Origin of the sequence: Paludibacterium denitrificans, from assembly GCF_009707705.1 — a bacterium.
In the GTDB taxonomy this organism is placed as follows: domain Bacteria; phylum Pseudomonadota; class Gammaproteobacteria; order Burkholderiales; family Chromobacteriaceae; genus Paludibacterium_A; species Paludibacterium_A denitrificans.
This window is the reverse complement of sequence record NZ_WLYX01000001.1, coordinates 2,917,162-2,943,428: the sequence shown is the minus strand read 5'-3', so window position 1 is coordinate 2,943,428 and position 26,267 is coordinate 2,917,162. Positions and strand designations below refer to the sequence as shown.

Here is a 26,267-nt window from a genome sequence, read left to right as displayed (position 1 = left end):
CTACTTCTTTTCAGAAAAAGTTAGCCATTTATCCATGACTGATCAGCTTTTCGCCAAGGAAACGATCCCAATTAGCCTCGAGGAGGAAATGCGCCGCTCCTACCGGATTACGCCATGAGCGTAATTGTAGGGCGAGCCCTTCCTGATGTGCGAGATGGCCTGAAACCTGTCCACCGCCGCGTATTGTTTGCCATGCACGAGCTCTCCAATGACTGGAACCGTGCCTACAAAAAATCTGCGCGTATCGTGGGCGATGTCATTGGTAAATACCATCCCCACGGCGACTTGGCGGTGTACGACACCATCGTACGTATGGCGCAGGATTTCAGCTTGCGTTACCCCTTGGTGGATGGGCAAGGCAACTTCGGTTCAGTGGATGGCGATAACGCGGCAGCCATGCGTTACACCGAAATCCGCATGGCGCGCATTGCGCATGAACTGCTGGCCGACATCGACAAGGAAACCGTCGATTTTGGCCCGAACTACGATGGCTCCGAGCACGAGCCGTTGATTCTGCCAGCCAAGATTCCTAATTTGTTGATCAATGGCAGCTCCGGCATCGCCGTGGGCATGGCCACCAATATTCCGCCGCACAACCTGACGGAAGTGATTGATGCCTGCCCGGCGTTGCTGGCCAATAGCACGCTTACCATCGATGAACTGATCGACATCATCCCTGCGCCAGACTTCCCGACCGGCCGACATTATCTATGGCACCGCGGGCGTGAAAGAAGGCTATCGCACCGGTCGTGGCCGCGTGATCATGCGTGCCCGCACCCATTTTGAAGATATTGGCAAGGGTGAACGTCAGGCGATCATCGTTGATGAAATTCCGTATCAGGTGAACAAGGCACGCCTGCTGGAACGCATTGGCGAACTGGTACGCGAGAAGCTCATCGAGGGGATTTCCGACCTACGCGACGAATCGGACAAGTCTGGCATGCGCGTGGTGATTGAGCTCAAGCGTGGTGAAATGCCTGAGGTCGTTCTCAATCACCTGTATAAGCTGACCCAGCTGCAAGACAGCTTCGGCATCAATATGGTAGCACTGGTTGATGGCCAGCCGCGCCTGCTGAACCTGAAGCAGATTCTGGAAGAGTTCCTGCGTCATCGTCGTGAAGTGGTGACGCGCCGCACCATCTTTGAATTACGCAAGGCTCGTGAGCGCGGGCATATTCTGGAAGGCTTGGCAGTTGCGCTTTCCAATGTCGATGAAATCATTGCGCTCATCAAAGCATCGGAAACGCCGCTTACTGCCAAAGCCGCATTGATGACCCGCACCGGCGCTCGCCGCTGGTTGAAGAAATGCTGTCGCGCGTGGATCAGAGCAAAGCGCGGCCGGACGGGTTGGCCGAAGAGTTTGGCCTGCACACCGGCGGCTACCGGCTATCCGATACGCAGGCGCAGGCCATTCTGGAAATGCGTCTGCAGCGCCTGACCGGCCCGGAACAAGACAAGATTGTTGGCGAATATCGCGACATCATGGCTGTCATCCTCGACTTGATCGACATTCTGGAAAAACCGGAACGCATTAATCAGATTATTGCGGACGAGTTAACCGCCATCAAAGCGCAGTTTGGCGATCCGCGCCGCTCGGAAATCGAGCCATTTGGTGGCGACATCAATATTGAGGATCTCATTACCCCGCAAGACATGGTGGTGACGATCTCTCACTCTGGCTACATCAAGGCCCAGCCGATTGACGATTACCGCTCGCAACGCCGTGGCGGGCGAGGCAAGCTGGCGGCAGCAACCAAAGACGACGACTTTATCGATACGCTGTTTGTCGCCAATACCCACGACTACGTACTGTGCTTCTCTTCGCTGGGGCGCTGCCACTGGATCAAGGTGTACGACCTGCCGCAAGGTGGCCGCAACAGCCGTGGCAAACCGATCGTCAACGTATTGCAGTTGGCCGAAGGTGAGAAAATCAACGCACTGCTGCCGGTCAAGGAATTCCGCGAAGACCAGTTCATCTTCATGTGTACCGCCAATGGCACGGTCAAGAAAACCCCACTGGTGGACTTCTCCCGTCCGCGTTCGGTAAGCATCATTGCCGTCAACCCGGATGATGACGACAAGCTGATTGGCGTTGCGCTGACGCACGGTGACGACCAGATCATGCTGTTCTCTGATGCTGGTAAAGCTGTTCGCTTCAACGAGACCGATGTTCGCCCGATGGGGCGTAACGCTACCGGCGTTCGCGGCATGCAGTTGGCCGAAGGTCAGCACGTAATCTCGTTACTGGTGACCAATTCGGAAGACCAGCAAGTGCTGACCGCTAGCGATGGCGGTTATGGCAAACGCACACGTACCGGCGAATTCCGCCATACCAGCCGTGGCACGCAAGGCGTGATCGCCATGGACCTGACCGATAAGACCGGTCTCAAACTGGTCGCCGCCAGCCTGGTAGAGGACAGCGATGACGTCATGCTGATCACCACCGGTGGCGTACTGATCCGCACCAAGGTGGCCGAGGTGCGCGAGACCGGCCGTTCGGCCCGGGGCGTGCGCCTGATCAATCTGGATGAAGGCGAAAAACTGATCGGGCTGGAGAAGGTGGCCGAAGGCGAGGGCGACGAGGATGAAATCGACGCCGAAGCGGAAACGGCTGTCGATGAGTCTCCCGCTGCGGATGCACCCGAAACGGATGAGCAAGCATGAGTTGTACGGCCTAACCAACCCTGAACTGCTGGCGGCGATGAGCCAGTTGTTTGTTTCGTTCCCGCACTGCAAGACATTGGGGTTCGAATACCTTGGCACCGAGGGCAGAAGCCCGACGCTCAAGGTGGCATGGCGGGATGATCTGGTGGGCAACCCGGCCAGTGGCGTGGTGCATGGCGGCATTATCACTTCGCTGGTGGATACCACCAGCGGCATCGCCGTCATGGCTCAACTGGAACGCATGGAAACCATCGCCACGCTGGATTTGCGCATTGACTACCTGAAAGCGGCGACGCCGGGCAAGGCCATCTTTTGCACGGCGGAATGCTATCGGCTAGCCAACCAGATAGCCTTTACCCGGGCGGTGTGTTACCACGACACGCCTTCCGACCCGATTGCCCATGGCGTGGCCACCTTCATGCGTGAATCCAGTCCGGTGGCAATGCTGCCGGAAGGGGCGCCAACATGAGCCAGTTCATGCAGCAGTTTGCGCTCCTGCGCGAGCAGAAGGCCTTTACCGCGATTGTTGACAGCATTCCCTACGCCAAGCTGATGGGCGTGGAAATTTCCGAAGATCAACACGGGAAATTGCTGTTCAGCCTGCCGTTTTATCCCCATAACGTAGGCAACGTGACGTTGCCTGCCTTGCACGGCGGGCTGATCGGCGGTTTTCTGGAAAATGCCGCCCTGATTCACCTGATGTGGGGGCGTGAGTCGTTGGAAGCACCCAAGATTTTCGACTTTTCTCTTGATTACCTGCGATCCTGCCGTGCCAAGACACTGCATGCCCAATGCGAAATCACCAAGCAGGGCAAACGTGTTGCACATGTGCTGATTGAAGCCCTGGCAAGAGAACCGACACAAGCCGGTAGCCGTAGCCCGGGCGCACTTCCTGCTGACCACCTGAACAGACTATTGCAATTACAGAGGACAGACATGGCCAAGGTGTACAACTTTTTCTTAAGCCCGGCAGTATTGCCGCAAGAAGTATTGATGGAAGCCCAGAGCGAAATGCTCGACTGGCATGGTTCCGGCATGTGCGTGATGGAAATGAGCCACCGCGGCAAGGAGTTCATGCAGATCATCCATGACGCCGAGCATGACCTGCGCGAGCTCATCAACATCCCGGCAAACTACAAGGTACTGTTCCTGCAAGGCGGCGCCTCGCTGCAATTTGCCATGATTCCGCTCAACCTGCTGGGCGACAAACAGTCGATCGACGTGGTCAATACCGGGCACTGGTCCAAGCTGGCCGTCAAGGAAGCCAAGCGCTACGCCAACGTCAATATCGTGGCATCCAGCGAAGACCGTAATTTTGCCTACGTCCCGGCAGAAAACACCGGCAGCGCGACCCAAACGCGGCTTACCTGCACTACACCAGCAATGAAACCATTGGCGGTCTGCAGTTTCCGTTTATCCCGACGGCACAGGATAACGTACCGTTGGTGTGCGACATGTCGTCCGACTTTCTGTCGCGCGAAATCGATGTCAGCCGTTTCGGCCTGATCTATGCCGGTGCACAAAAGAATATCGGCCCGTCTGGACTGACCGTGCTGATCATCCGCGAAGACCTGCTGGGCAAGGCCCGTGCTGACCTGCCAACCATGCTGAACTATCAGGTACATGCCGATGCTGATTCCATGTACAACACGCTAAGCCACTTACCCCATTTATATCGCCGGACTGGTATTCAAATGGCTGAAAAAGCAGGGCGGCATCAAGGCCATGCAGGCTCGCAATGAAGAGAAATCCGACGTGCTGTATCAGGTGATCGACTCCAGCAATGGCTTCTATCACTGCCATATCGATAAAGAATTCCGGTCACGCATGAATGTGGTGTTCCGCCTGAAAGACGATGGGCTGAACGAAGCGTTCTTGCAGGAAGCCAAGAAAAACGGCCTGGTGCAACTCAAGGGGCACCGCGTGGTTGGCGGCATGCGCGCTTCCATCTATAACGCCATGCCGCTGGAAGGCGTCAAGGCGCTGGCCAGCTTCATGACCGATTTTGCCCGTCAACACAGTTGAGACGGCAACGAAAAGTGCATGAGCCATACCCGCGCCCGGCGCGGGTTTTTTATGCGTCACAAGGAGCCTGTCATGCTGACTAGAGAATTACTGGCACGGTTACAATCGTTATGGCAAGAAGGTTATCAGCTCGATCACGCCACGACGTTGCGCCATGAAAAACGGCTGAATATCACCCCGGATACTGGCCAGCTGCTGTACCAGCTGGTGCGCCACCAGCGCGGCGGCGATATTCTCGAGATCGGCACGTCCAACGGTTATTCCACGCTATGGATGGCGTTGGCGCTACGCGATCTGCCGGGGCGGATCGTTACGCTGGACGTCAGTCCGGAAAAACAGGTGCTGGCGCAGCAAAACCTGCAGGCATTTGCCGTACAAGATCGCGTGCAACTGGAGTGCCGTGACGCCGAAGCATCAGGTTGGCCGAAACCCCGGACAACAGCCCGGACCTGATTTTTCTTGATGCTGACCGATCCCGCTATTGTTCTTACTGGCCGGATATTCAGCGGGTATTACGCCCGCAAGGTTTGCTGATCATGGATAATGCCCTGTCGCATCAGGACGAATGCGGCGATTTTGTCCGGCTAGTGCTTGCGAGCGAAGGCTATCTCGCGGAAACTTACGGGATTGGAAAAGGGCAGTTTGTCATATTGAAAGACTGAATAACGTGTCGGAAGAACTTCTCAAGCAACACCGTGATGCCATCGACGCCATCGACGCCGAGGTCCTCCAGCTACTGAACCAGCGTGCACGTCATGCGCGTGAAATTGGCGAAATCAAAGGCGGTGGGGTGGTATATCGCCCGGAACGCGAAGCCCGGTCTTGCGGCGCATCAAGGAAATCAACCCCGGCCCGTTGCCGGGCGAAGCAGTGGCCCGGCTGTTTCGCGAAATCATGTCCGAATGCCCGGCGCTGGAGCGACCTTTGTCAGTGGCTTATCTGGGGCCGGAAGGAACCTTTACCCAGCTGGCAGCGGTCAAGCACTTTGGCCATGCCGCCCGCACGATTGCCTGCAATTCGATAGATGAAGCCTTCCGGCTGGTGGAGTCGCGCGCGCTGGATTACGTCGTGGCGCCGGTGGAAAACTCTACCGAGGGCACCGTCGGCCGCACGCTGGACCTGATGGTCAGCTCGCCGCTCAAGATTTGTGGCGAAGTGGTACTGCGCATTCATCATCACTTGCTGCGCAAGATTGGTGGCACGGAAGGCATTGCCCGTGTCTATGCGCACGCACAAGCGCTGGCGCAATGTCATGAGTGGCTCAACAAGAATCTGCTTACCACGGTAGAGCGGCTGTCGGTAGCCAGCAATGCCGAAGCGGCCCGTCTGGCTAGTGAAGACCCGTCGGCCGCGGCCATCGCGGGTCAGGCGGCGGCCGAGCGTTTTGATCTGCTCAAGTTGGCCGAAAGCATTGAAGATGAACCCAACAACACCACGCGTTTTCTGGTGCTGGGGCATCAGGATGTCGGGCCGTCGGGTAAGGACAAAACCTCCATTGTGGTGTCTGCCCCCAATCGCCCCGGCGCCGTCCATCAATTGCTGACACCCGTGGCCGTCAATGGCGTCTCCATGACCAAATTCGAGTCGCGTCCTTCGCGTGCCTGTGGGACTATGTTTTCTTTATCGACATGGAAGGCCACTACAGCGATGCCAACATTGACCGGGCATTACAGGGGTTGGCCGAAAAAACGTCATTTGTAAAAGTACTGGGGTCTTATCCGATCGCTGTGCTGTAATGTTCCTGTCACCATGGTCCGGCCACTGGCCGGACGCTTGTCCTGATCGCTCATCATGAAATCTGTTTGCTTGTTCTGTGGTTCCAATAAAGGTAGTAATCCGCGATATGCCGAAGCCGCCCGACTGTTTGGCCAGACGCTGGCTGAGCAGGGCATTACTCTGGTGTATGGCGCCGAGCAATGTCGGCCTGATGGGAATCGCCGCCGATGCCGCGCTGGCCGCTGGCGGTAAAGTGGTTGGCGTGATTCCACGCTTCCTGCAAGCCAAGGAAGTGGCTCACCATGCCCTGACCGAAATCCACATCACCCACACTATGCATGAGCGCAAGGCGCTGATGGCCGAGTTATCGGATGGCTTCGTGGCGCTGCCGGTGGATTTGGTACATTCGACGAGCTGTTTGAAATTCTGACTTGGGCACAACTGGGTATTCATGGCAAACCGATCGGTTTGCTGAACGTGGCGGGTTTCTATGATCCGCTCATGCAGATGGTCAAACAAACCATTGAAGCCGGTTTTGTGCGCGAACAAAACCTGAGCCTGTTTACGTTGGCCGAAACACCAACTGCCTTGCTGGACAGCATGCGCAACCATCGACCACGACACATTGCCAAATGGCTGGATCTGGAAAGAACCTGACCCGGTTTTGTTAAATTCACTAGGAGTTAGCATGTCTTTTTCCGAACTGGCGCATAGCCTACATCCGCGCCATTGCCCCTTATCAACCGGGCAAGCCGATCGGTGAAGTCGCCCGCGAGATGGGGCTGGAAGAAAATCAGATCGTCAAACTGGCCTCCAACGAGAACCCGCTGGGTATTCCGCCCAAAGCCCAGGCAGCGCTGACCGCGGCGATTGCCGAATTGTCGCGTTACCCGGATGGCAACGGCTTTGACCTCAAAGCCAAGATCAGCCAGAAATTCCATGTCCAGCCGGAGCAAATCGTACTGGGCAACGGCTCCAACGATATTCTCGAGTTGGTAGCTCGCACCTTCCTCACCCCGGCGGACTCGGCCTTGTATTCCGAATTCGCATTTGCCGTTTACCCGTTGGCGGTGCAGGCCGTCGGAGCCGAAGGCATTGAGGTCAAGGCACAGGCGTATGGCCATGATCTGGACGCCATGCGCGCCGCAATCAAAGCCAATACCAAGCTGATCTTCATTGCCAATCCCAACAATCCCAGCGGCACCTTGCTGAAGCCGGGCGCGTTACTGGAGTTCCTCGATGCGGTGCTTAAGCCAACGTGCTGGTTGTACTGGACGAGGCCTACACCGAATTCCTGCCGCCAGAATTGGCCTCTGACAGCATCGGCTGGCTAAAACACTATCCCAACCTGATCGTTTCGCGCACCTTCTCCAAAGCCTATGGACTGGCCGGGTTGCGCGTTGGCTTTGCCTTGGCCAATCCGGAAGTGGCCGGGCTGATCAACCGCATTCGTCAGCCGTTTAATGTCAACAGTCTGGCGCAAGTGGCTGCCTGCGCGGCGCTGGATGACGATGACTTCCTGCGCCAGTCAGTTGCCAACAATCAGGCTTAAGCATGAAACAACTGACTGACGCCTTCCAGCGTCTGGGCCTGCCTTACATTCCGTCTTACGGTAATTTCGTGACCTTCCACGTTGGCGACGCCAAGGCACTCAACGCCTTTCTGCTCAAGCATGGCGTCATCGTGCGCTCGCTCGCACCGTACAACATGCCCAACAGCCTGCGTGTAAGCATCGGCTTGCCGGAAGAAAACGCCCGCTTCATTGAAGTGCTGGAGCTGGCCGTAGGCGACTGATGCAGGGTCGACGTCTCCTTCGCCGTCTACTGACCGGCCGCTGGTTTTATTGGCGGCCTTGGTCATTGCGTTTGAGGAATTTGCACCGGGATGAACTGGCCGACGGGCTGCGGCGTCTGGGGCACGTTCTTAGGCTCAGGCGGCTGGAGCCTGCCATCCGGCGCCTGTCACCACATCAGGCACTGGCGTTGTACACCATCCCGGTGCTGGGCCTGTTGCCAGTCAAACTGACCGCTGTCTGGCTCATCGGGCAGGGGCATGCACTGCTGGGCCTTGCCATCATCCTGCTGGCCAAACTGCTGGGCACCAGCGTGGTAGCGTGGCTGTTTGGCCTGACCCGAGATGCATTGCTTCAGGTGCCATGGTTTTCTACGCTATATCAATGGTTCCTGCAGTTTCGCCAGCGGATCTATTATCGCTTGGCGCTGACGCGAGCCTGGATAACATTCCGCGCACTATTGCAAACGTGGCGCACGCGTCGCCGTCAGGCATGGTCAAGACTTGCCAAAAAACTGGCTGAACGCTGGCAGCATCTGCGAAAATGACAGCATTCAGGACCAGCAACACAAGGAGCAGACAATGAAAACCGTAGCGCTGGTACTTTCTGGTTGTGGCGTCTTTGATGGTAGTGAGATTACCGAAGCCGCCTAAGCGTGGTGATTGCCTTGTCGCAGGCGGACTTGGCTGTGCGCTTTTTTGCCCCGAACCGGGAACAAGCAGTGGTCAACCATGCAGCAGGCCGACCAATGGCTGAAACACGCAACATCATGGACGAAGCCGCCCGTATCGCGCGCGGCCAGATTCAGCCACTGGAAGCACTCAATGCTGCCGAATTTGATGCCATCGTGTTTCCCGGTGGTTTTGGTGCAGCAAAGAATCTGACCAGTTTTGCCAGCGATGGCGCCAATGCCAAGCTGTTCGATGACGTCAAGGCGGCGGTTTTGCCCTTTGTTCTGGCCCACAAACCCGTGGTGGCGCTGTGTGCCGCCCCTCTGGTCTTGGGGCTGATTGCCAAAGAGGCCGGGATTCAAGGCGCCCGCATCACTTTTGGTCATGCGGCGGAAGGTCAGGCCATGATCGCCGCGCTCGAGCAGTGGGGGCAGCAACATGTCGAAACGCCGGTAGAACAAGCCTGCGTTGATCGGACACATCGCTTTGTTTCGGCCCCGGCCTACATGTATGGCGCCGCTACGCTTAAGACAGGTGTTTGCCTCCTGCCAGGCCGCCGTGGCTGGTTTGCAAAGCTTGTTGTAATTCTCTTGCCCCGTGGCAAGCCAAACTTCATACAGGAACTTCCCCCATGATCATCGTCATGGCCAACAATGCGCAAGACTGCCAGATACAGGCGGTGATCGACAAAATCCGTGCTGCCGGGCTGGTTGAGCATGTCTCTCGCGGCACTGAACGCACGATTATTGGTGCCGTGGGCGATGAACGCGCGCTGACTCCGGACATGTTTGAACTGATGGAAGGCGTGGAGCGTGCCATGCGGGTGGTGAAGGAGTACCGCATCGTCTCGCGCGAAACCCAGCCAGCCAACAGTGTGATCAATATTCGTGGGGTGCCGGTGGGTGGTCAGACTATCCAGATCATCGCCGGGCCGTGTTCGGTAGAAACCGCCGAGCAGATGTCAGTTTCGGCGCGAGAGGTCAAGGCTGCGGGTTGCCGCCTGATGCGCGGAGGAGCCTTCAAGCCACGTACCAGCCCTTACAGTTTCCGGGGCTGGGGGTCAAGGGGCTGGATTATCTGAAGGAGGCGGGCGCGCACTACGGCCTGCCGATTGTCACGGAGCTGATGGATGTGCGCATGTTGGATACCTTTCTGGAGCACGATGTCGACGTGATCCAGATCGGCGCGCGCAACATGCAAAACTTTGATCTGCTCAAGGAAGTTGGCCGAATCAACAAGCCGGTCATCCTCAAGCGCGGGCTATCGGCCACCCTGACCGAATGGCTCATGGCCGCGGAATACATTGCTGCTGGTGGCAACCACAATATTATTTTCTGCGAACGCGGCATTCGCAGCTTTGAAAATGCTTATCGCAATGTGCTGGATATTACCGCGATCCCGGTGCTGAAGAAGGAAACGCATTTGCCGGTGATCGTTGATCCGAGTCATGCCGGTGGCAAAGCCTGGATGGTACCTGCACTCTCCAAAGCGGCTTTGGCAGCGGGGGCAGACGGCTTGATGATAGAAATGCATCCAACGCCGTGCGAGGCATGGTGTGATGCGGACCAAGCACTGACCCCGCAGGAATTGCAGCAACTGGTAGGCGAACTCAAACCCTTGGCCGAAGCCCCGGGCCGTCGGTTGTAATCAGAACACTAATTGGATGGACACAAAAAAACCGGGCAACCCCGGTTTTTTTGTGTATGTTCGGCCAACTATACCCAGCCTAACAAGTATGGAACCAGCCATTTGCCCAATGCCATGAGCGCGAGAGGCGCCAGCAATACCGCTCCGCCGAGTATCGGCCAAGGGACGGTGGCACAGCCCAGTTTGCCAGTCACATAAGCAAAAAGCCGGTAGCAGCCATAACTGACCACCACCACCACCGGCGGCAACATGGCATAAGCCGCCAGCGGGCGCCATCCGAGCCAGGGCGACAGTGCAACAACGCCCAGATGCAAGGCCAACTGCGAGGAAAACAGCGCTGACAATAATGGCGGTTGCCCGGGAAACGACAAGGCGCGGCGCGTAACGCGCATGGTCGCCGCCGCCCATAACACGGTAGCGATTGCCAGCCAGCTATAGATATAGACAAACGGCAACCAGATCGGGCGCAACAGCGTTTGCGGGTCGGCCAGCCGGAACAGTCCGGCGAGAATGAAATAGGCCGCGACAAAGCAGGCGATGGCAACACCGCTTCTGGCAGCGATCAGGCGCCACAGAATCAGCAAGAAAAACGACAACAAAACGGCCAGCAAGCCCCAGCCATGGCGGTAAGCATCATGATTCGGTCAATACCCGTAGCAGGCCGGTCGCCACCAGTTCCCCCATCTGCGCCAGATAGTGGGTATGCATGTCAAAGGTAAAGCGTTCGGCATCATCGCTGGCAAGAACCATCAAGCCAAAGGGTTGGCCCTGATCATCCCGCAGGGCGACTTGGGCAAAGGATTGCAATACGGGCGTAGGCGGGAACCAGCCCATCACCTCGTCATTGACGTAGGGGCCGCAATAAGGAGCGGCAAGGTTGCGCGCCAGTGCCTGAATGTCATGGCGGCTATTATAAATATCCGGATAGCGCGCCGCCGCGTCATGCCAGACCCGGATGGCAAAGCGATCCAGCCCAAACTCGTTGGCAAAGCACTGTCGCAGTTCCTGCAGCATGGTTGCCGGTGTCTGCCCGCGTAACAGTTGCACGGCCATGCGGTGTGAGCGGCGGATGATCAGATCATTGGCTTCACCATGCCGCACCAATTGATGCAAGCGCGCTTCCAGCTGGCGATTGCGGTCACGCAAGCCAAGCAACTGACGTTCTGCCAGCGGAATCACCCCGCGTTGCGATTCGGAAAACAGCGAGGGTTCCGGCAAGTTGAGCCGTTCTGCGTGCTGTACCAGAAAATCGGGGTGGCTATCCAGAAAGGCCAGAACGTCATCAGCGTGCATTGTTGATCCTTATGTGCAAACGGTGATTCAGATTTCAATTTCACCCCGGAACACGGTGATGGCAGGGCCGGTCATTAGCACAGTAGCGCCTTCACCCGCCCATTCAATGGTCAACTCGCCGCCACGGGTATGCACCCGAACCTTGTTATCCAGCAGGCCACGGCGAATACCGGCCACTACCGCCGCACAGGCGCCAGTGCCACAGGCCGGGGTTTCCCCTGCGCCGCGCTCATACACGCGCAGGCGAATTTCCTCACGCGAGATCACTTGCATGAAACCGGCATTGACGCGTTCCGGGAAGCGCGGGTGGTGCTCGATGGCATCGCCCAGCGTTTGCACCGGGGCGGTTTCGACATCATCCACCAGCTGTACCGCGTGCGGGTTGCCCATGGAAACCACGGAAATATCGCAACAGCCCTGCGGAGTATCGAGCGGGTAGATCAGCGCCTCGGCCTCAGCGACAAAGGGTATTTCAGCTTAAGCTGAAAACGCGGGGCACCCATATCAACCACCGCCTGATTGCGGCCCAGATATTTGGGGACAATCACGCCCTTGGCGGTTTCCACTCGAATCGACTGCTTATTGGTGAGCTTCTGATCGCTGACAAACTTGGCAAAACAGCGCGCACCATTGCCGCACTGTTCCACTTCGCCGCCATCGTTATTGAAAATGCGATAGCGGAAATCGTTTTCTGGCTGGTGCGGCGCTTCAACCAGCAGCAGCTGATCGAAGCCGATGCCGAAATGGCGATCCCCCAGCCGACGAATGGTTTCGGTGTTGAGTGAAACAGTTTGCCGAACGCCATCAATGACCATGAAGTCGTTGCCAAGGCCGTGCATCTTGCTAAATTTCAATTTCATTTTTATTTACGTGTCCGGGCGCAGGTTGGCCGAAATAGCCACCATCATAACCCATCCCAAATCGCTGTACAGCATTGTGGCTGCCCCGCAATTGACATCCTTACTGATCAGTAAGTAAAGTGACCTAATGAAAACGCCAATAGACCCTAAAACCGATACACGCAAGCGCATTCTGGATATTGCCGAAGCCTTGCTGCTGGCCCGAGGCTTTAATGCTTTCAGTTATCAGCACATCAGCCTTGAGCTGGGGGTGCGCAATGCTGCCATTCATTACCATTTTCCTAAAAAAACCGATCTGGGCGTGGCACTGATTCAACGTTATCGCCGCCGCTTCCAACGCTTTATCGAGGCGCAAAGCCAACTGGACGCCACGGCCCAACTGGAACGCTACTTCGGCCTGACAGAAACGTACTATCAGCATGACAAGAAAATCTGCCCGAGCGGCATTCTGACTACTGAATTCCAGACGTTACCGGAGGAAATGCAGCAGGAAGCCTGCGCGTTTATTGATGAAATGCGACAGTGGGCCGTTGCCGTTGTACGCCGAGGGCTGGAAACGCGGCAAATGCATTTTGCCGGTAGCGCCGAGGCAATGGGCGTTGTGCTGTTTTCCGCGTTGCAAGGCGGATTGCAACTGGCCCGGGTTGATGACCAGGGCACTGGACATCATCAAACAACAAATCAGAGCGTTGCTGGGACTTACCTGAACCACCATCCATGACAATAGAGGGGACAACACATGGACTACAAAAAAAACGGCATGAGCCGTATGACCGCCCGCGTTGCCAAGCTACCGGTCGGCTGGCGTTAAACTGGCGCTGACCGTGATGTTTGGCAAAGTGGTACCGTTTCTGTCGACAGCGGGCTTGCGCTTTGAGGAAGTCAGCCAGCAACGGCTGGTTGTATCGTTGCGTAACCGCCGGAAAGTACAGAACCATATCAAGGGGATACATGCCGCGGCCATGGCACTGTTGGCCGAAACCGCCACCGGCTTTGTCGTTGGCATGAATGTGCCGGACGACAAGCTGATGCTGCTCAAGTCGATGAAGATCGATTATCTCAAGCGTGCACAAGGCGATATGCGTGCCAGTGCTTCGCTGACTGCCGAGCAGATCGCCAGCATGCATGAATTGGAGAAGGGCAATGTGACGGTGGCGGTCAACGTGACGGATGAATCGGGTGAATCGCCCATCAGTTGCGAAATGGTATGGGCTTGGGTGCCCAAACAACGAACCTGAGGGCAGGCCCATGAATCTGACGACTTTGACGTGCGAGCAACAAAACAGCATCGCCCTGATCCGCTTTAACCGTCCGGACAAAGCTAACGCACTGAATGCCGCCATGTGGCAAGAACTACAACAGGCCATGGAGTGGGCCGATCTGGAGCCGTCCGTGCGCGCCGTTGTTTTGGCCGGGCAGGGCAAGCACTTTTGTGCTTAAGCATTGATCTGGCCATGCTCATGGAAGTGCAATCGTCCATCCGCGAAACATGCGAGGCACGCAAACGGGAAAACCTGCGCCGGTTGATTCTGGCACTGCAGACCAGCGTTTCCAGCCCGGAACAATGCCGCAAACCGGTGATTGCAGCCATCCACGGCTCTTGTCTGGGGGGAGGGCTGGACATCGCGCTGGCGGCAGATTTCCGCTACGCAGCGGCAAACAGCGTGTTAGGCGTGCGCGAGATTGATGTGGGGATGGTAGCTGATGTGGGTTCGCTGCAACGACTTGGCCGAATTTGTGGAGAAGGCCGGGCACGCGAATGGGTGCTGACCGGGCGCGATATCGGCGCACATGAAGCGTGGCAAGGCGGGCTGGTCAACAGCCTCTACGACGATGCCGACAGCACATTACAGGCGGCGCTAACGACGGCACAGCTAATTGCCAGCAAATCCCCGTTGGCCATACGCGGCAGCAAGGAGATCCTTAACTACAGCCGCGATCATTCGGTTGCAGACAGCCTGAATTATGTAGCCACCGGAATGCCGCCATGTTGCTGTCCGAGGATTTGCAGAAAGCCGAGCATGGCGCTGATGAGTAAACAAACTGCCGAGTTTCGCGACTGAGCATTCTCGGCAACAAAAAAACGGCGCCAACCAAGGGCGCCGTTTTTGTTTTAACCGCGTAGCTTACTTGGCGGCACTGGCAGTGGGCTTGGCCGCCGGGGCGTCAACAGACACCCATTTACCTGCTTTCAGCTGATACAAGGCCACGGTACCGTTCTGGATATCGCCCTTGGCATCAAAAGCGATCTTGCCGGTAACGCCTTGCAACTGGGTCTTGGACAGTTCAGGCAGGTACTTGGCAGGGTTGGCCGAACCAGCGCGCTTCATGGCATCGATCATTACGCGCGTTGCATCGTAGGTATACGGTGCATAGGCTTGGATTTCTGCATTGAAACGCTTCTTGAACTTCTCGTTGAAGCTGGCGAAGCCAGGCATGCTTTCTTTCGGAGCACCAGCACTGGAAGCGTAAGAGCCTTCGGCATCTTTGCCACCCAGTTTGGCAAACTCAGCGGTGTTCACGCCGTCAGCACCCATGAAGGCAGCGTTCAGCCCGAGTTTACGCATTTGCTTAACCATCGGGCCAGCTTGAGCGTCCATACCACCGTAGAACACCAGATCAGGCTTGGCACCCTTGATCGAGGTCAGAATCGCCATGAAATCGGTAGCACTGTTGGTGGTGAATTCATGTTTCACCACTTTGGCACCAGCGGCTTCTACCGACTTGGCAAAGTCATCAGCCAAGCCCTGACCGTAGGTCGTGCGGTCATCGATAATGGCGACGTTTTTGGCTTTTAGGCCGCTAACGGCAAACTTGGCCAACGCTTGACCTTGTTGCACGTCGTTGGCGATGATGCGGAAGGTGTTCTTGTAGCCTTGCTCGGTGAATTTCGGGCTGGTAACCGAACCGGCAATCATCGGAATTCCTGCGTCGGAATACAGGCGGGAAGCCGGAATGGCAGCGCCAGAGGTCAGGTGACCGATCACGCCAGCCACTTTCTGATCGACAAAGCGTTGGGCAACTTGAGTGGCGACTTTAGGATCGGCCTGGTCATCTTCCGATACCACTTCAAATTTTACTTTTTTGCCATCAAGCGTGATGTTTTCGGCATTGGCCTCTTCAACTGCCAGCTTTACGCCGTTATCGGCATCACGCCCCCAGTGGGCGAACGGGCCGGTAAGCGGGTTGGCCGAACCAATTTTTACGGTAGACCCGTCAGCGGCAGCAGCAGGCGCGGAGGCGGCAGTCTTGTTGGTCTCGGCAGCTTTGTTACAGGCAGTCAGCGCCAGTACGCCGAGCATAATAAGGGAGAGTCGTGGGGAAAACATGGAAATGCCCTGGTCAGTTAAAGAGTTTTTATAGGGTCATTCGCCACGAAAGCTTTTGGCATTTCATGTCAGTCGGCAACCGGGGGTGAGTGGTGGCCGAAAATGCTGGGGAGCGGATACAATCTCCATCATTGACCCGCTAATTTTTCGCTTTTTTTGCTTTTACGTCAACAAATAACGTGTGATGAGAGTGCAAAAAAAGCGCAGCCAACGCTGCGCTTTTTGACTCGCAAAGGAACCGCGATTATTGGGCAGAGCCACCAACGGTGGAGACCACTTGCCACTTGCCGCCTTTGACCTGATACACGGTAACGGCACCGTTCTTGATATCACCCTTGTCATCAAAGGTGATCTTGCCGGTGACGCCGGTGTAGTTGGTCTTGCTAATTTCCGGCAGGTAGACTTTCGGGTCAGTCGATTTGGCACGTTTCATGGCGTCAACCAGAACACGTACGGCATCGTATTCAAACGGCGCGTAGATCTGTACGTCGGTGCCAAACTTCTTCTTGAACTTCTCATTGAAGGCGGCAAAACCCGGCATCTTGCTCGGCGGCATGCCGCAGCTGGAGCCGTACTGACCTTCGGCTGCATCACCAGCCAGCTTGATGAATTCCGGCGATTGCAGGCCATCACCACCCAGCAATTTCGACTTGATGCCAAGACGCTGCATCTGCTTGGCCAGCGGCCCCGCCTGCGCATCCATACCGCCATAGAAGATCACATCCGGCTGAGTTGCCTTGATGGAAGTCAGAATGGCGTTGAAATCGGTAGCGTTATTGGTGGTGAATTCGCGCTTAACGATTTGCGCACCCTTGGCCTTGGCTGCTTTCTCAAATTCGTCAGCCAAGCCCTGACCGTAGGCGGTACGGTCGTCGATGATGGCGATCTTCTTGGCCTTCAGCGTGCCAACGGCAAACTCGCCCAGCGCGCCACCTTGCTGTACGTCATTGGCAATAACGCGGAAGGTGGTCTTGAAGCCTTGCTTGGTGTAGTCCGGGTTGGTGGAAGCTTAAGCGAAATCTGCGGGATCAGCCGGCTGTCGGAGTAAATCTTGGAAGCCGGAATGGTGGTGCCAGAGTTCAGGTGGCCGACCACACCCACGACGTGGGCATCAACCAGACGCTGAGCCACCCGGGTGCCAATTTTCGGGTCGCCCTGGTCATCTTCCGATACCAACTGGAACTTGACCTTCTTGCCATTGATCTCAACGCCTTCAGCATTGAGGTCTTCAATGGCCAGCTTGGCACCGTTTTCATTGTCTTTGCCCGGGTGAGCAACCGGACCGGACATCGGCGAAACCTGACCGATTTTCACCACATCGCCATCGCTGGCAGCCGTGGCGGAGGCGTCCTTGCTTGCAGCGGACGGTTCTTGTTTGCCACACGCAACCAATGTCATAGCGGCTGCAGCGATGAGGCTCAAGCGAGCATATTTATTCATGTTTTATTTCCCCTGATCTTAACCATGTAGACTTGGCGATCTATTTGTTGACTGACTCTGTCGTTCTTGTGAAACAACCGTCAGTTGGCATTGATTATGGGGAGGTGTTTACGCAAGTGTCAACGCGGTTGACTCACACCCTGTCAATAATTTTCAACAGAGTGTTACGTTCGCGCACCAAGCTGTCTGGCCCGCTCTAGGCGTTCCAGATTTTGCTCTGCTTCTGCCAAATCCCATCCTGCCAATTGACGCTCGACCAGATCGGCCAAAGCGCCGATCCACTGCGGTTGCTCGTTCAGACAGGGGATATAGCGAAACTCGCCGCCACCGGCGGTAAGGAAAGTTTCCTTGCCTTCCATGGCGATTTCTTCCAGTGTTTCCAGACAATCCGCCACAAAACCGGGGCAGATCACATCCACTTTGCCAGTCTTGGCTTTACCCAGATTGCTCAGTACTGCACTGGTATACGGTTTGAGCCATTCGGCCCGGCCAAAACGGCTCTGGAAGCACACCACATATTCGTCTTTGGACAGCCCCAGCGCTTCGGCCAACAAACGCCCCGTTTTGAGGCATTCGCAATGGTAGGGGTCACCTTTGTCCAGTGTGAAGCGAGGAACGCCATGAAAACTCATGACCAGCTTGTCGCCCCGGCCGTTTTGCTGCCAGTGCGTTTTCACACGTTCGGCCAACGCCGCGATGTAACCGGGGTCATCATGAAAATGCCGCACGCTGCGCAGTTCCGGCATATTGCGTAGCGACATCAAGGTACGGAACACATCATCAAGAGCCGTGCCACTGGATGAGGCGGCATATTGCGGGTAAAGCGGCAGTACCAGCAGGCGTTCCACGCCTTGCTGACGCATGTTCTGGATCGCCGCACTCACCGAGGGTTGTCCGTAGCGCATGGCAAAATCCACCACCAGATTTTTGTGGCCGCGTTCGCCCAGTAGCCCTTTAAGCAACAGCGTTTGCTTCTGCGTGTGGGCAAACAGTGGCGAGCCTTCTTCAGTCCAGATACTGGCGTATTTTTCTGCCGATTTTTTTGGCCGGGTATTCAGAATGATGCCGTTCAAGATGCACCACCAGATGGCACGCGGAATCTCGATGACGCGTTGATCTGACAAAAATTGCTTCAAATAAGGGCGCAGCGCCTTGCCGGTGGGGGCTTGTGGCGTACCCAGATTAATGAGCAACACCCCAATCTTGGGCGTGTAATCATGGCGGAAGGGCGGCTCTGGCAGATAACGGGGCATGGTTGTTCTACCCTACTGAATGATGCAGAAAGTCAGGCGCCCCACGAGAAGGGCGCCATCGCTATGATGATGTTAGTCGTCGCGTGCTGGCACCAGAACGGTGCGATTACCATTGGTTTCCATGCCGGACACCAGCCCGGCAGCTTCCATCTGTTCGATCAGGCGTGCCGCGCGGTTGTAGCCAATGCGCAAGTGGCGCTGCACTGACGAAATGGACGCCTTGCGCGTTTTCAGCACAATGGCTACCGCTTCATCGTACAGGGCATCGCTTTCACTACCTGCGCTGTTTTCGCTGACAGATTCGCTGCTGCTGTCGTCGGCATCCGCCTGTCCGGTAAGAATACCTTCGACGTAGTCGGGCTGACCGGTGGTTTTCAGATACTCGGCCACATGATGCACTTCCTCGTCAGCGACAAAAGCGCCGTGCACGCGGTGCGGATAACCGGTGCCCGGTGGCATATAAAGCATGTCACCCTGACCCAGCAATGCCTCAGCCCCCATCTGGTCGAGGATGGTGCGGCTGTCGATCTTGCTGGATACCTGAAAGGCAATGCGGGTGGGGATGTTGGCCTTGATCAGGCCGGTAATCACATCAACCGATGGCCGTTGCGTGGCCAAGATCAGGTGAATGCCTGCCGCCCGGGCTTTTTGGGCCAGACGGGCAATCAGTTCTTCAATTTTCTTTTTAAGCAACCATCATCAGGTCGGCCAACTCGTCGATGACCACCACGATCATCGGCAGCGTATCCAGCGGCTCGGGCGTTTCCGGGGTCAGGCTGAACGGGTTGGTCAGTTTTTCCCCGGCTTTTTCCGCTTCGCGAATTTTCTGGTTGTAACCGGCCAGATTGCGCACACCCAGTTTGGACATGAGTTTATAGCGTCGCTCCATCTCACCCACGCACCAATTAAGGGCGTTGGCGGCCTGCTTCATGTCGGTCACGACCGGGGCCAACAGGTGCGGGATGCCCTCATACACCGAGAGTTCGAGCATCTTGGGGTCAACCATGATCAGCCGGACTTCATGCGGCGTGGCCTTATACAACAGGGACAGAATCATGGCATTGATGGCGACAGATTTGCCTGAACCGGTGGTACCGGCCACCAGCAGGTGCGGCATCTTGGCCAGATCCGCAGAGACCGGCTGGCTTAAGCAATATCCTTACCTAACGCCATGGTCAGGCGCGAAGTCATGTTCTGGTAGGAATCTGAGCCGATGATTTCCGACAGGCGAACAATCTGGCGTTTGGGGTTGGGCAATTCCAGACCCATATAGGTTTTACCGGGAATGGTTTCCACCACACGGATGGATACCAGCGACAACGCGCGCGCCAGATCCTTCATCAGGTTGACGATTTGCGCACCTTTCACCCCAACCGCCGGTTCGATTTCGTAGCGGGTGATCACCGGCCCCGGATACGCCGCGATCACTTTGACTTCCACGCCAAAATCCGCCAGCTTGCGTTCGATCAGACGGGAGGTGTACTCCACGGTATCGGCGGAAACCGGTTCGTGCTGTTCTTTAGGCGCTTCCAGCAAACTGAGCCCCGGCAGCTCGCCATGCAGCGGATCGGCAAACAATGATTGCTGTACCGGCTTTTGCGCCTTGGGGGAGAGTGGCACATCCAGCACGGCGGGTTCGATGTGCACGGGAGGTTTGTCTTCGTCTTTTTTCTTTTGGCTGGAAACGCTTTCTTCGCGCTTCAGGGCGATCTCGCGACCGATTTCACGATCCTTGCGCGCCTGCCGGGCATGCCACACCTTGAGTACGCCATCTTCCAGTGCGCCACCGATGCGCTCCATCAATTCCAGCCAGGACAAGCCGGTAAACAGCGAAAAGCCGATGGCTCCGGTGACTGACAGCAGCAGATAGGCGCCAGACAGCCCCAATCCGCGTGCAATGCCACTGCCAATAAAATGGCCAAACATGCCGCCCGGCGCCAGTGGCAGTTTGAGCGCCTTGTCGGCCAGCATCACACCCTCGGCGCTGGAGCTGGAGATCAACAGCAGGAAGAATCCGCCAATAGCGGCCGGGTTATCGGATTGAGATGAAAACCCGGGGTTTCTATGCGGCGATAGCCCCGGGCGATAGCGACCAGACAGAACACCACCAGCCACCGGGCGGACAGCCCGAACACGTAGAGCAGCAGATCAGATAGCCAAGCGCCAAACGCCCCGCCGTAATTGCGTACGGTACGATCGGCCGAACTGTGAGACCGGGGAAGGGTCCAGCGGGGAGTAACTGGCCAGCACCAGCACTAGATAGACTGCCGCCACAGCCATCAGCAGCCACCAGGCCTCGCGCAGCAGGTTGGCGAGTTTGGGTGGCAGCGGAGTATGACTGTTTTTGACGACGGCCTTTCGTTTGAAAAGTCGCATGTTCTTCGTGGGTGGCTATGACAGTGGACGATTATAGCCTGACATGACGGCGTTACGGGCTAATGAGGATACAACGCACCAAGAATTCTGGCACCTCTTGCGCCGGTTACCTCGGGCAGGTTGGCCGAAAGCCGGTGGGTAAAGCGGAAGGCCAGCCAGCCAAATGCCGCCGCTTCCACTTGATGCACCGGCAGACCCAGCGTGGCGGTGGTGGTAATGGCCGACTCGGGCAGATGTTCGGCCAACCTTTGCATCAACAGGCGATTGTTGGCTCCGCCACCACACACATAAACCGCACGTGTCTGCGGACAATGCTGGCGAATTGCCGTGGTGATGCCGGTAACGGTCAACTCCAGCAGGGTGCGTTGCACATCCGCTGGCGCCAGTTCGCCGGGCAGGGCGGCTAGTTGCTGCGCCAGCCATGCCAGATCAAACAGGTCGCGTCCGGTACTTTTGGGGGGCTGTTGCGCGAAAAAAGGCTCTTGCAGGCAGCGCGTCAGCAGATCGGCATGGACTTGTCCGCTGGCGGCCCACTGGCCGTCACGATCATAAGCGTGCCCAAGGTGCTGCTGGCACCAGGGCGTCCATCAGCATGTTGCCGGGGCCGCAATCAAAGCCGATGACAGGAGCGGCATCGGCAAGACGGGTGAGGTTGCTGATGCCGCCGACATTCAGGATCACGCGATTTTCCGTCGGCGACGCAAACACGGACTGATGAAAGGCGGGGACCAACGGCGCGCCTTGCCCTTGGGCGGCCACGTCACGGCTACGAAAATCGCCAACCACATCAATGCCGGTCAGTTCGGCCAACAATGACAGATTGCCAATTTGCAGGGTATAGCCATGTTGCGGCGCATGGCGAACCGTCTGTCCATGGCAGCCGATGGCCGTGATCGCCGCAGGTGACAGCTGTTGCGCAGCGAGCAGGCCATGCACCGCCTCGGCATAGAGTCTGGCCAGCTCGTTACCCAGTTGGGCACTGCGCGCCAATTCATCATGGCCGCTCGGCTGTAATTGCAACACGGCCTGACGGATTGCCTGCGGGTAAGCAACAAAGAAGTCTGCCGTGGCCCGTGGCGTGCAGGCGGCATCAAACTCCACCAGTACGGCATCAACGCCGTCCAAACTGGTGCCGGACATCAGCCCTATATAGCGTTCAGTCATTTAATCCAGTTGCGCCACATTGACAGGAATGTCGCGCAGTAGCTTGAGGTTGGCCGAAAGTTTGTTGTAAGCCGTGTGGAATGCCACGCGCTGCGCGGCGGACAACCCCGGGCTTGGCAAGGCGGTGGTGGCCGGATCAACCGGCTGATCGTTGATATGCACCTCAAAGTGCAAATGCGGGCCAGTAGAGCGCCCGGTGGTGCCAACGTAGCCGATGACATCGCCCGCATGGACACATGTTCCCGGGTGGATGCCTAAGCGGCAAAGTTGCTCATGTGGGCATACAGCGTGGACAGTTTGGCGTTGTGCCGCAGCGTCACCACATTGCCATAGCCGTTTTGCGTTTCAGCCGCGCTGACCACGCCATCGGTAAGCGCCACGATGGGCGTCCCCACGCTGGCGGCATAATCCACACCCTCGTGCATGCGCAGCGCTTGCAGAATAGGGTGATAGCGCATGCCAAACCCGGAACTGATGGAAGCACCGCTGATCGGCTGGCGACTAAAGCCTTTTTTCACCGGTTTACCCGACGCATCGTAGTAAGCGCCGGATTCGCTGTCGTGCGCAAAGTAAAAAGCCTGATGCAAAACAAGCGTGTTCGATTTCCGCCGCCAGCACATTGCCGCTGGCGATCGGACTACCGTGATAGAGCAGGGTTTCGTAGACCAGACGGATGCGATCGCCAGCCGTCAGCGACGACAACTCAAACTGGTCGGAAAAGATTTCCGACAGTTGCGCGCGCACTTCCACCGGCACTTGTGCCCGCGCCAGTGCGCCACTGGCGCTACTGGTAAGCGTTACCGAACGCACCGACTCAATGGTTTGCGTGGCCACCGGATCGGCGCTGGCACGCCACTGACCGTTTTTCTGCTCGATGACAACCAACACCTTCTCGCCGTTCTCGTCATCGTTCAAAAAACGCAAGCCAAACAGTTCGCCCGCGTCATTGGTTTGCACCGAAATGGTGGCGCCAGTTTTGAGTTTCAGCAGATCACGGGACAACGGGCTGGCGCTCAGAAAGTGATTGGCTTCACTATCTTGCACGCCGATACGGTTGAGCGTACCGGCAATGGTGTCGCCACGCCGGATGGCTACGTCACGCCAGTAGCGCGTATGGCTGACGCTGGACGTAAAGGTCGGCAAAGCCAGCCGTTGGGTAATTGCCTGTACCGACACTTCGGCTGAGGCCGATTGATAGCCGCCCGGCGCGATGGCAAAGGCCGTTAGCGTGCCAAACAGCGGCAAACTGGCCGCCAAGCCAAGCCAGCTCAGATGGTTATTGACCAGATGTCGTGTACAGTTTTGCGGTATTTGAAGCAGTTTGCGATAATTCATCACTTTGATGCCGGGCAGGGCACTACGCCCCCTCGGACCGAGTCTAGCCATGGACACGGCCTTTCGGCCAACCGTGCATTAAGGCACGGGCCCGCTGGCATAAGTTCCAGATTCAAAAGCGGATTCTAACAGAGCCACCGGCCAAGGTGAACCCAAGCCTTACAAAACAGTGACTTGGCACCGTTCCGCTTTGGACACACTTGAAAGCCCAACAAGGATTTTTGTAATGACCACTGGCGTACGTCCGGATATTTCCATTGAAGATGCCCTTGCCGTTATCAAACGCGGCGCCGAAGAACTGCTGATCGAGTCCGAGCTGATTGCCAAGCTAAAAGAAAACCGTCCGCTGCGCGTGAAGGCAGGCTTTGATCCGACCGCACCGGACTTGCATCTGGGGCACACCGTGGTGCTGACCAAGATGCGCCAGCTGCAGGACATGGGCCACAAGATCATGTTCCTGATCGGCGATTTCACCGGTATGATCGGCGACCCTACCGGCAAGAACTCCACCCGCCCACCGCTCACGCGCGAACAAGTGGAAGCCAACGCCAAAACCTATCAGGAACAGGTATATAAAATCCCGGATCCGGCCAAAACGGAAATCTGCTTCAACTCCAGCTGGAACAACGACACGGGTGCAGCTTAGGCATGTTGAAACTGGCCGCCAGCAGCACGGTAGCCCGCATGCTGGAACGCGATGACTTCAAAAAACGCTTCGCCAGCAACCAGCCAATCGCTATCCACGAATTCATGTATCCGCTGTTGCAAGGCTACGATTCGGTGGCCATGCACGCCGATATCGAACTGGGCGGCACCGACCAGAAATTCAACTTGTTGATGGGCCGTACCCTGCAAGAACAGCATGGGCAGAAGCCGCAGTGCGTGATCATGATGCCGCTGCTGGAAGGCCTTGATGGCGTCAACAAGATGTCCAAGTCGCTTGGCAACTACATCGGCATTTCCGAGCCGGGCAATGAAATCTTCGGCAAGGTGATGTCGATTTCCGACACCCTGATGTGGCGTTATTACGAGCTGGTATCCAGCAAGTCGCTGGCCGAAATCGCCGAACTCAAGCAACAGGTTGAGGCTTAAGCCGCAATCCGCGCGACATCAAGATCGAACTGGCGCTGGAGCTGGTAGAACGCTTCCACGACAAGGCCGCCGCCGATGCGGCACTGGCCGACTTTCAGGCGCGCTTCCAGAAAAACGCCATTCCGGACGATCTGCCTGAGGTAACCGTAACCGTACCGGAAGGCGACGCCATGGCCATTGGCTCGGTGCTGAAAGAAGCTGGCTTGGTGGCGTCCACCTCGGAAGCATTCCGCATGATCCAGCAGGGCGGGGTCAAGGCAGACGGTGAAAAAGTGGAAGACAAAGCACTGACGCTAGCCAAAGGCAGCAGCGTGGTCCTGCAGGTGGGCAAGCGCAAATTTGCCCGCATCACCCTCGCCTGATTCACTCCCAGCATTCACGCGCTGTTTTAACTGTTGCATCAACGCCGCGCCCAGCGCGGCGTTGGCTCATGATTCCTTACGATGAAGCTGACACTGGCATTGCCGGGCCTGACCTGGCTCGATCATTACGACGGCGCAGAGGTCTGCAAAGGCCTACAACTACCGACACTGCAACACCTGTTGGGGCGCGCCCGGTGCACACCGCAAGCCACCAGCCTGAGCGCCATGCTTGGTAGCCTGTTCGGCCAACCACGGCAAGGCATGGCCGCGCTGGCGGCGCAGCAGGCAAATCTGGACTTTGGCAATGGCCACTGGCTGATTGCCGACCCGGTGCACGTGCGCATTGACCGGGATCGCGCCCTACTGGCAGACATCGGCGTCATGGCGCTGTCGCAACAGGAAGCAGAGCAACTTACCGCCACACTGAACCAGCACTTTGCCGACGATGGCTTGCACTTCGTTGCGCCATCACCCGGGCGCTGGTTTGTGCAGTGCCAGCACACCAGTCAGGCCCGCTTTACTCCGCTTGTGGATGCCGTAGGCGAAAACGTCAACGACCATCTCCCGCAGGGCGAACATGGGTTGGAGTGGAGTCGGTTGCTCAACGAAATGCAGATGTTGCTTTACACCCATCCGGTCAATGACCAGCGTGAAGCGCGTGGCGAATTGCCGGTTAACAGCGTCTGGCTTTGGGGTGAGGGCGACTTCACGCCCCCAGCCACACACTATGACCGCGTACTGGCGGATGACGCCGATCTGCACTTGCTGGCCGCGACCAGCCAAGCAGCGGTCGAAGCGGCCCCTCACGCCTACACAGGGTTGGCCGAAATACTGGCGGAGCATCCGCAAGAACAAAACCTGCTGCTCGTACTGGACGCGCTACAGGCTCCCGCCCAGTATCGCGACGCTTGGGGTTGGCGCGAAACGCTCTCGCGCACCGGAATCGGACTGGTTTGAGCCATTACAGCAAGCATTGACCCGCAGCCAGCTGACAGAATTAACCCTGCATTGCCACGGCCCGGTAAGCTTCAAGGCCACATTAACGCCATCCTTGCGCTGGAAATTCTGGCAGCGTCCCATCGCACTCGCGGCACTTTACTGAAGCAGATATGTCTCGCATCGTTACTCGTCCAGTCCCTCCCGCGTCACAACAAACCCTTACAGCTCAGGGCATTCGCCCGCTGATGGCGCGCCTTTATGCCGCTCGCGGCATCGCCTCGGCCGACGAGCTGGATTATCGGCTCAAGG

At 57.0% G+C, this 26,267-nt stretch carries 21 protein-coding genes and 12 pseudogenes; 21 read left to right on the top strand and 12 right to left on the bottom strand.

From position 1 onward, the window contains the following. Nucleotides 1-34 precede the first annotated feature (34 nt). The 13 genes and pseudogenes from gyrA (at nt 35) to aroF (ending at nt 10,515) form a co-directional block, all read left to right on the top strand. A pseudogene (gyrA, locus tag GKE73_RS18950) lies at nt 35-2,664 on the top strand (DNA gyrase subunit A). Next, nucleotides 2,651-3,133: a PaaI family thioesterase gene (locus GKE73_RS18945; RefSeq protein ID WP_376767446.1), complete on the top strand. Its 483-nt coding sequence runs from the start codon at nt 2,651-2,653 to the stop codon at nt 3,131-3,133. The pseudogene gyrA and the gene GKE73_RS18945 overlap by 14 nt, the downstream one beginning before the upstream one ends. After that, nucleotides 3,130-3,462, top strand: a pseudogene (locus GKE73_RS25130) (PaaI family thioesterase); the annotation flags it as partial. The gene GKE73_RS18945 and the pseudogene GKE73_RS25130, both read left to right, overlap by 4 nt. Before the next feature lie 138 nt (nt 3,463-3,600). Then, nucleotides 3,601-4,689: pseudogene (gene serC, locus GKE73_RS18935) on the top strand (3-phosphoserine/phosphohydroxythreonine transaminase). A 72-nt stretch (nt 4,690-4,761) separates the two neighbouring features. Further along, a complete protein-coding gene (locus tag GKE73_RS24270; protein ID WP_280955032.1) occupies nt 4,762-5,142 on the top strand; it encodes an O-methyltransferase in 381 nt (126 codons plus the stop codon). Beyond that, complete coding sequence (locus tag GKE73_RS24265; protein WP_280955264.1) at nt 5,109-5,351, top strand: O-methyltransferase; 243 nt, start codon at nt 5,109-5,111, stop codon at nt 5,349-5,351. The genes GKE73_RS24270 and GKE73_RS24265 overlap by 34 nt, the downstream gene beginning before the upstream one ends. 5 nt (nt 5,352-5,356) lie before the next feature. Continuing rightward, a pseudogene (gene pheA, locus GKE73_RS18925) lies at nt 5,357-6,425 on the top strand (prephenate dehydratase). Nucleotides 6,426-6,532: 107 nt separating this feature from the next. Beyond that, nucleotides 6,533-7,062 (top strand): annotated as a pseudogene (locus GKE73_RS26200) (LOG family protein). A 119-nt stretch (nt 7,063-7,181) separates the two neighbouring features. Continuing rightward, nucleotides 7,182-7,957, top strand: a pseudogene (locus GKE73_RS18910) (pyridoxal phosphate-dependent aminotransferase). Nucleotides 7,958-7,959: 2 nt separating this feature from the next. Continuing rightward, nucleotides 7,960-8,199: an aminotransferase class I/II-fold pyridoxal phosphate-dependent enzyme gene (locus tag GKE73_RS24255; protein WP_280955031.1), complete on the top strand. Its 240-nt coding sequence runs from the start codon at nt 7,960-7,962 to the stop codon at nt 8,197-8,199. Beyond that, nucleotides 8,199-8,744 carry a hypothetical protein gene (locus GKE73_RS18900; RefSeq protein ID WP_230371105.1) on the top strand — a complete coding sequence of 182 codons (546 nt, stop codon included), beginning with the start codon at nt 8,199-8,201 and terminating at the stop codon, nt 8,742-8,744. The genes GKE73_RS24255 and GKE73_RS18900 overlap by 1 nt, the downstream gene beginning before the upstream one ends. Before the next feature lie 108 nt (nt 8,745-8,852). After that, a complete protein-coding gene (locus GKE73_RS18895; RefSeq protein WP_230371104.1) occupies nt 8,853-9,503 on the top strand; it encodes a DJ-1/PfpI family protein in 651 nt (216 codons plus the stop codon). Then, nucleotides 9,500-10,515 (top strand): annotated as a pseudogene (gene aroF, locus GKE73_RS26195) (3-deoxy-7-phosphoheptulonate synthase). The gene GKE73_RS18895 and the pseudogene aroF overlap by 4 nt, the downstream one beginning before the upstream one ends. Before the next feature lie 68 nt (nt 10,516-10,583). Here aroF and GKE73_RS18880 read toward each other — a convergent pair. From GKE73_RS18880 to dapF, 3 genes and pseudogenes are all read right to left on the bottom strand, one after another. After that, nucleotides 10,584-11,126 (bottom strand): hypothetical protein, encoded by a 543-nt coding sequence (locus GKE73_RS18880; protein ID WP_230371101.1) that lies wholly within the window; start codon nt 11,124-11,126, stop codon nt 10,584-10,586. 22 nt (nt 11,127-11,148) lie between these two features. Continuing rightward, nucleotides 11,149-11,808, bottom strand: a complete 660-nt coding sequence (locus GKE73_RS18875; RefSeq protein WP_230371100.1) for a DUF484 family protein — start codon at nt 11,806-11,808, stop codon at nt 11,149-11,151. A 27-nt stretch (nt 11,809-11,835) separates the two neighbouring features. Next, nucleotides 11,836-12,668, bottom strand: a pseudogene (gene dapF, locus GKE73_RS18870) (diaminopimelate epimerase). Nucleotides 12,669-12,795: 127 nt separating this feature from the next. Between dapF and GKE73_RS18865 the strand changes: the two are divergent. From GKE73_RS18865 to GKE73_RS18855, 4 genes are all read left to right on the top strand, one after another. Beyond that, nucleotides 12,796-13,389, top strand: coding sequence for a TetR/AcrR family transcriptional regulator (locus GKE73_RS18865; RefSeq protein WP_230371099.1), 594 nt, complete (start codon nt 12,796-12,798; stop codon nt 13,387-13,389). Nucleotides 13,390-13,495: 106 nt separating this feature from the next. Continuing rightward, complete coding sequence (locus GKE73_RS18860) at nt 13,496-13,906, top strand: DUF4442 domain-containing protein (protein ID WP_230371531.1); 411 nt, start codon at nt 13,496-13,498, stop codon at nt 13,904-13,906. A 10-nt stretch (nt 13,907-13,916) separates the two neighbouring features. Further along, nucleotides 13,917-14,108, top strand: coding sequence for an enoyl-CoA hydratase-related protein (locus GKE73_RS24250; protein WP_280955030.1), 192 nt, complete (start codon nt 13,917-13,919; stop codon nt 14,106-14,108). A 14-nt stretch (nt 14,109-14,122) separates the two neighbouring features. Continuing rightward, the gene (locus tag GKE73_RS18855; RefSeq protein WP_280955029.1) at nt 14,123-14,731 is read left to right on the top strand and encodes an enoyl-CoA hydratase-related protein; all 609 of its coding nucleotides are present in this window, start codon (nt 14,123-14,125) and stop codon (nt 14,729-14,731) included. Nucleotides 14,732-14,794: 63 nt separating this feature from the next. Here the strand turns inward: GKE73_RS18855 and GKE73_RS18850 are convergent, their stop codons facing one another. The 9 genes and pseudogenes from GKE73_RS18850 to GKE73_RS18810 all read right to left on the bottom strand — a co-directional run bounded on the left by GKE73_RS18850 (nt 14,795) and on the right by GKE73_RS18810 (nt 23,616). Further along, nucleotides 14,795-15,997 (bottom strand): branched-chain amino acid ABC transporter substrate-binding protein, encoded by a 1,203-nt coding sequence (locus GKE73_RS18850; RefSeq protein WP_230371098.1) that lies wholly within the window; start codon nt 15,995-15,997, stop codon nt 14,795-14,797. Between the two features lie 244 nt (nt 15,998-16,241). Continuing rightward, a pseudogene (locus tag GKE73_RS18845) lies at nt 16,242-17,437 on the bottom strand (branched-chain amino acid ABC transporter substrate-binding protein). Between the two features lie 164 nt (nt 17,438-17,601). Beyond that, complete coding sequence (hemH, locus tag GKE73_RS18840) at nt 17,602-18,690, bottom strand: ferrochelatase (protein WP_230371097.1); 1,089 nt, start codon at nt 18,688-18,690, stop codon at nt 17,602-17,604. 72 nt (nt 18,691-18,762) lie between these two features. Then, nucleotides 18,763-20,670: pseudogene (locus GKE73_RS26190) on the bottom strand (DNA translocase FtsK); the annotation flags it as partial. Nucleotides 20,671-20,687: 17 nt separating this feature from the next. After that, nucleotides 20,688-20,970: pseudogene (locus GKE73_RS26180) on the bottom strand (DNA translocase FtsK 4TM domain-containing protein). A gap of 155 nt (nt 20,971-21,125) precedes the next feature. Further along, nucleotides 21,126-22,230 (bottom strand): annotated as a pseudogene (locus tag GKE73_RS18825) (anhydro-N-acetylmuramic acid kinase). Beyond that, nucleotides 22,231-22,392, bottom strand: coding sequence for a hypothetical protein (locus tag GKE73_RS18820; protein WP_230371096.1), 162 nt, complete (start codon nt 22,390-22,392; stop codon nt 22,231-22,233). A gap of 92 nt (nt 22,393-22,484) precedes the next feature. Beyond that, complete coding sequence (locus GKE73_RS25125) at nt 22,485-22,748, bottom strand: M23 family metallopeptidase (RefSeq protein ID WP_230371095.1); 264 nt, start codon at nt 22,746-22,748, stop codon at nt 22,485-22,487. Nucleotides 22,749-22,752: 4 nt separating this feature from the next. Then, nucleotides 22,753-23,616 carry a hypothetical protein gene (locus GKE73_RS18810; RefSeq protein WP_230371094.1) on the bottom strand — a complete coding sequence of 288 codons (864 nt, stop codon included), beginning with the start codon at nt 23,614-23,616 and terminating at the stop codon, nt 22,753-22,755. A gap of 175 nt (nt 23,617-23,791) precedes the next feature. Between GKE73_RS18810 and tyrS (GKE73_RS26785) the strand changes: the two genes are divergently transcribed. The 4 genes from tyrS (GKE73_RS26785) to GKE73_RS18795 all read left to right on the top strand — a co-directional run bounded on the left by tyrS (GKE73_RS26785) (nt 23,792) and on the right by GKE73_RS18795 (nt 25,976). Then, a complete protein-coding gene (gene tyrS, locus GKE73_RS26785) occupies nt 23,792-24,211 on the top strand; it encodes a tyrosine--tRNA ligase (protein WP_280955028.1) in 420 nt (139 codons plus the stop codon). Between the two features lie 2 nt (nt 24,212-24,213). Continuing rightward, entirely contained in the window at nt 24,214-24,657 is a 444-nt protein-coding gene (gene tyrS, locus GKE73_RS26780; protein WP_280955027.1) for a tyrosine--tRNA ligase, read from the top strand. Nucleotides 24,658-24,827: 170 nt separating this feature from the next. Further along, nucleotides 24,828-25,019, top strand: coding sequence for a S4 domain-containing protein (locus GKE73_RS26775; protein ID WP_230371093.1), 192 nt, complete (start codon nt 24,828-24,830; stop codon nt 25,017-25,019). Between the two features lie 81 nt (nt 25,020-25,100). Continuing rightward, the gene (locus GKE73_RS18795) at nt 25,101-25,976 is read left to right on the top strand and encodes a hypothetical protein (RefSeq protein WP_230371092.1); all 876 of its coding nucleotides are present in this window, start codon (nt 25,101-25,103) and stop codon (nt 25,974-25,976) included. Nucleotides 25,977-26,267 lie beyond the last annotated feature (291 nt).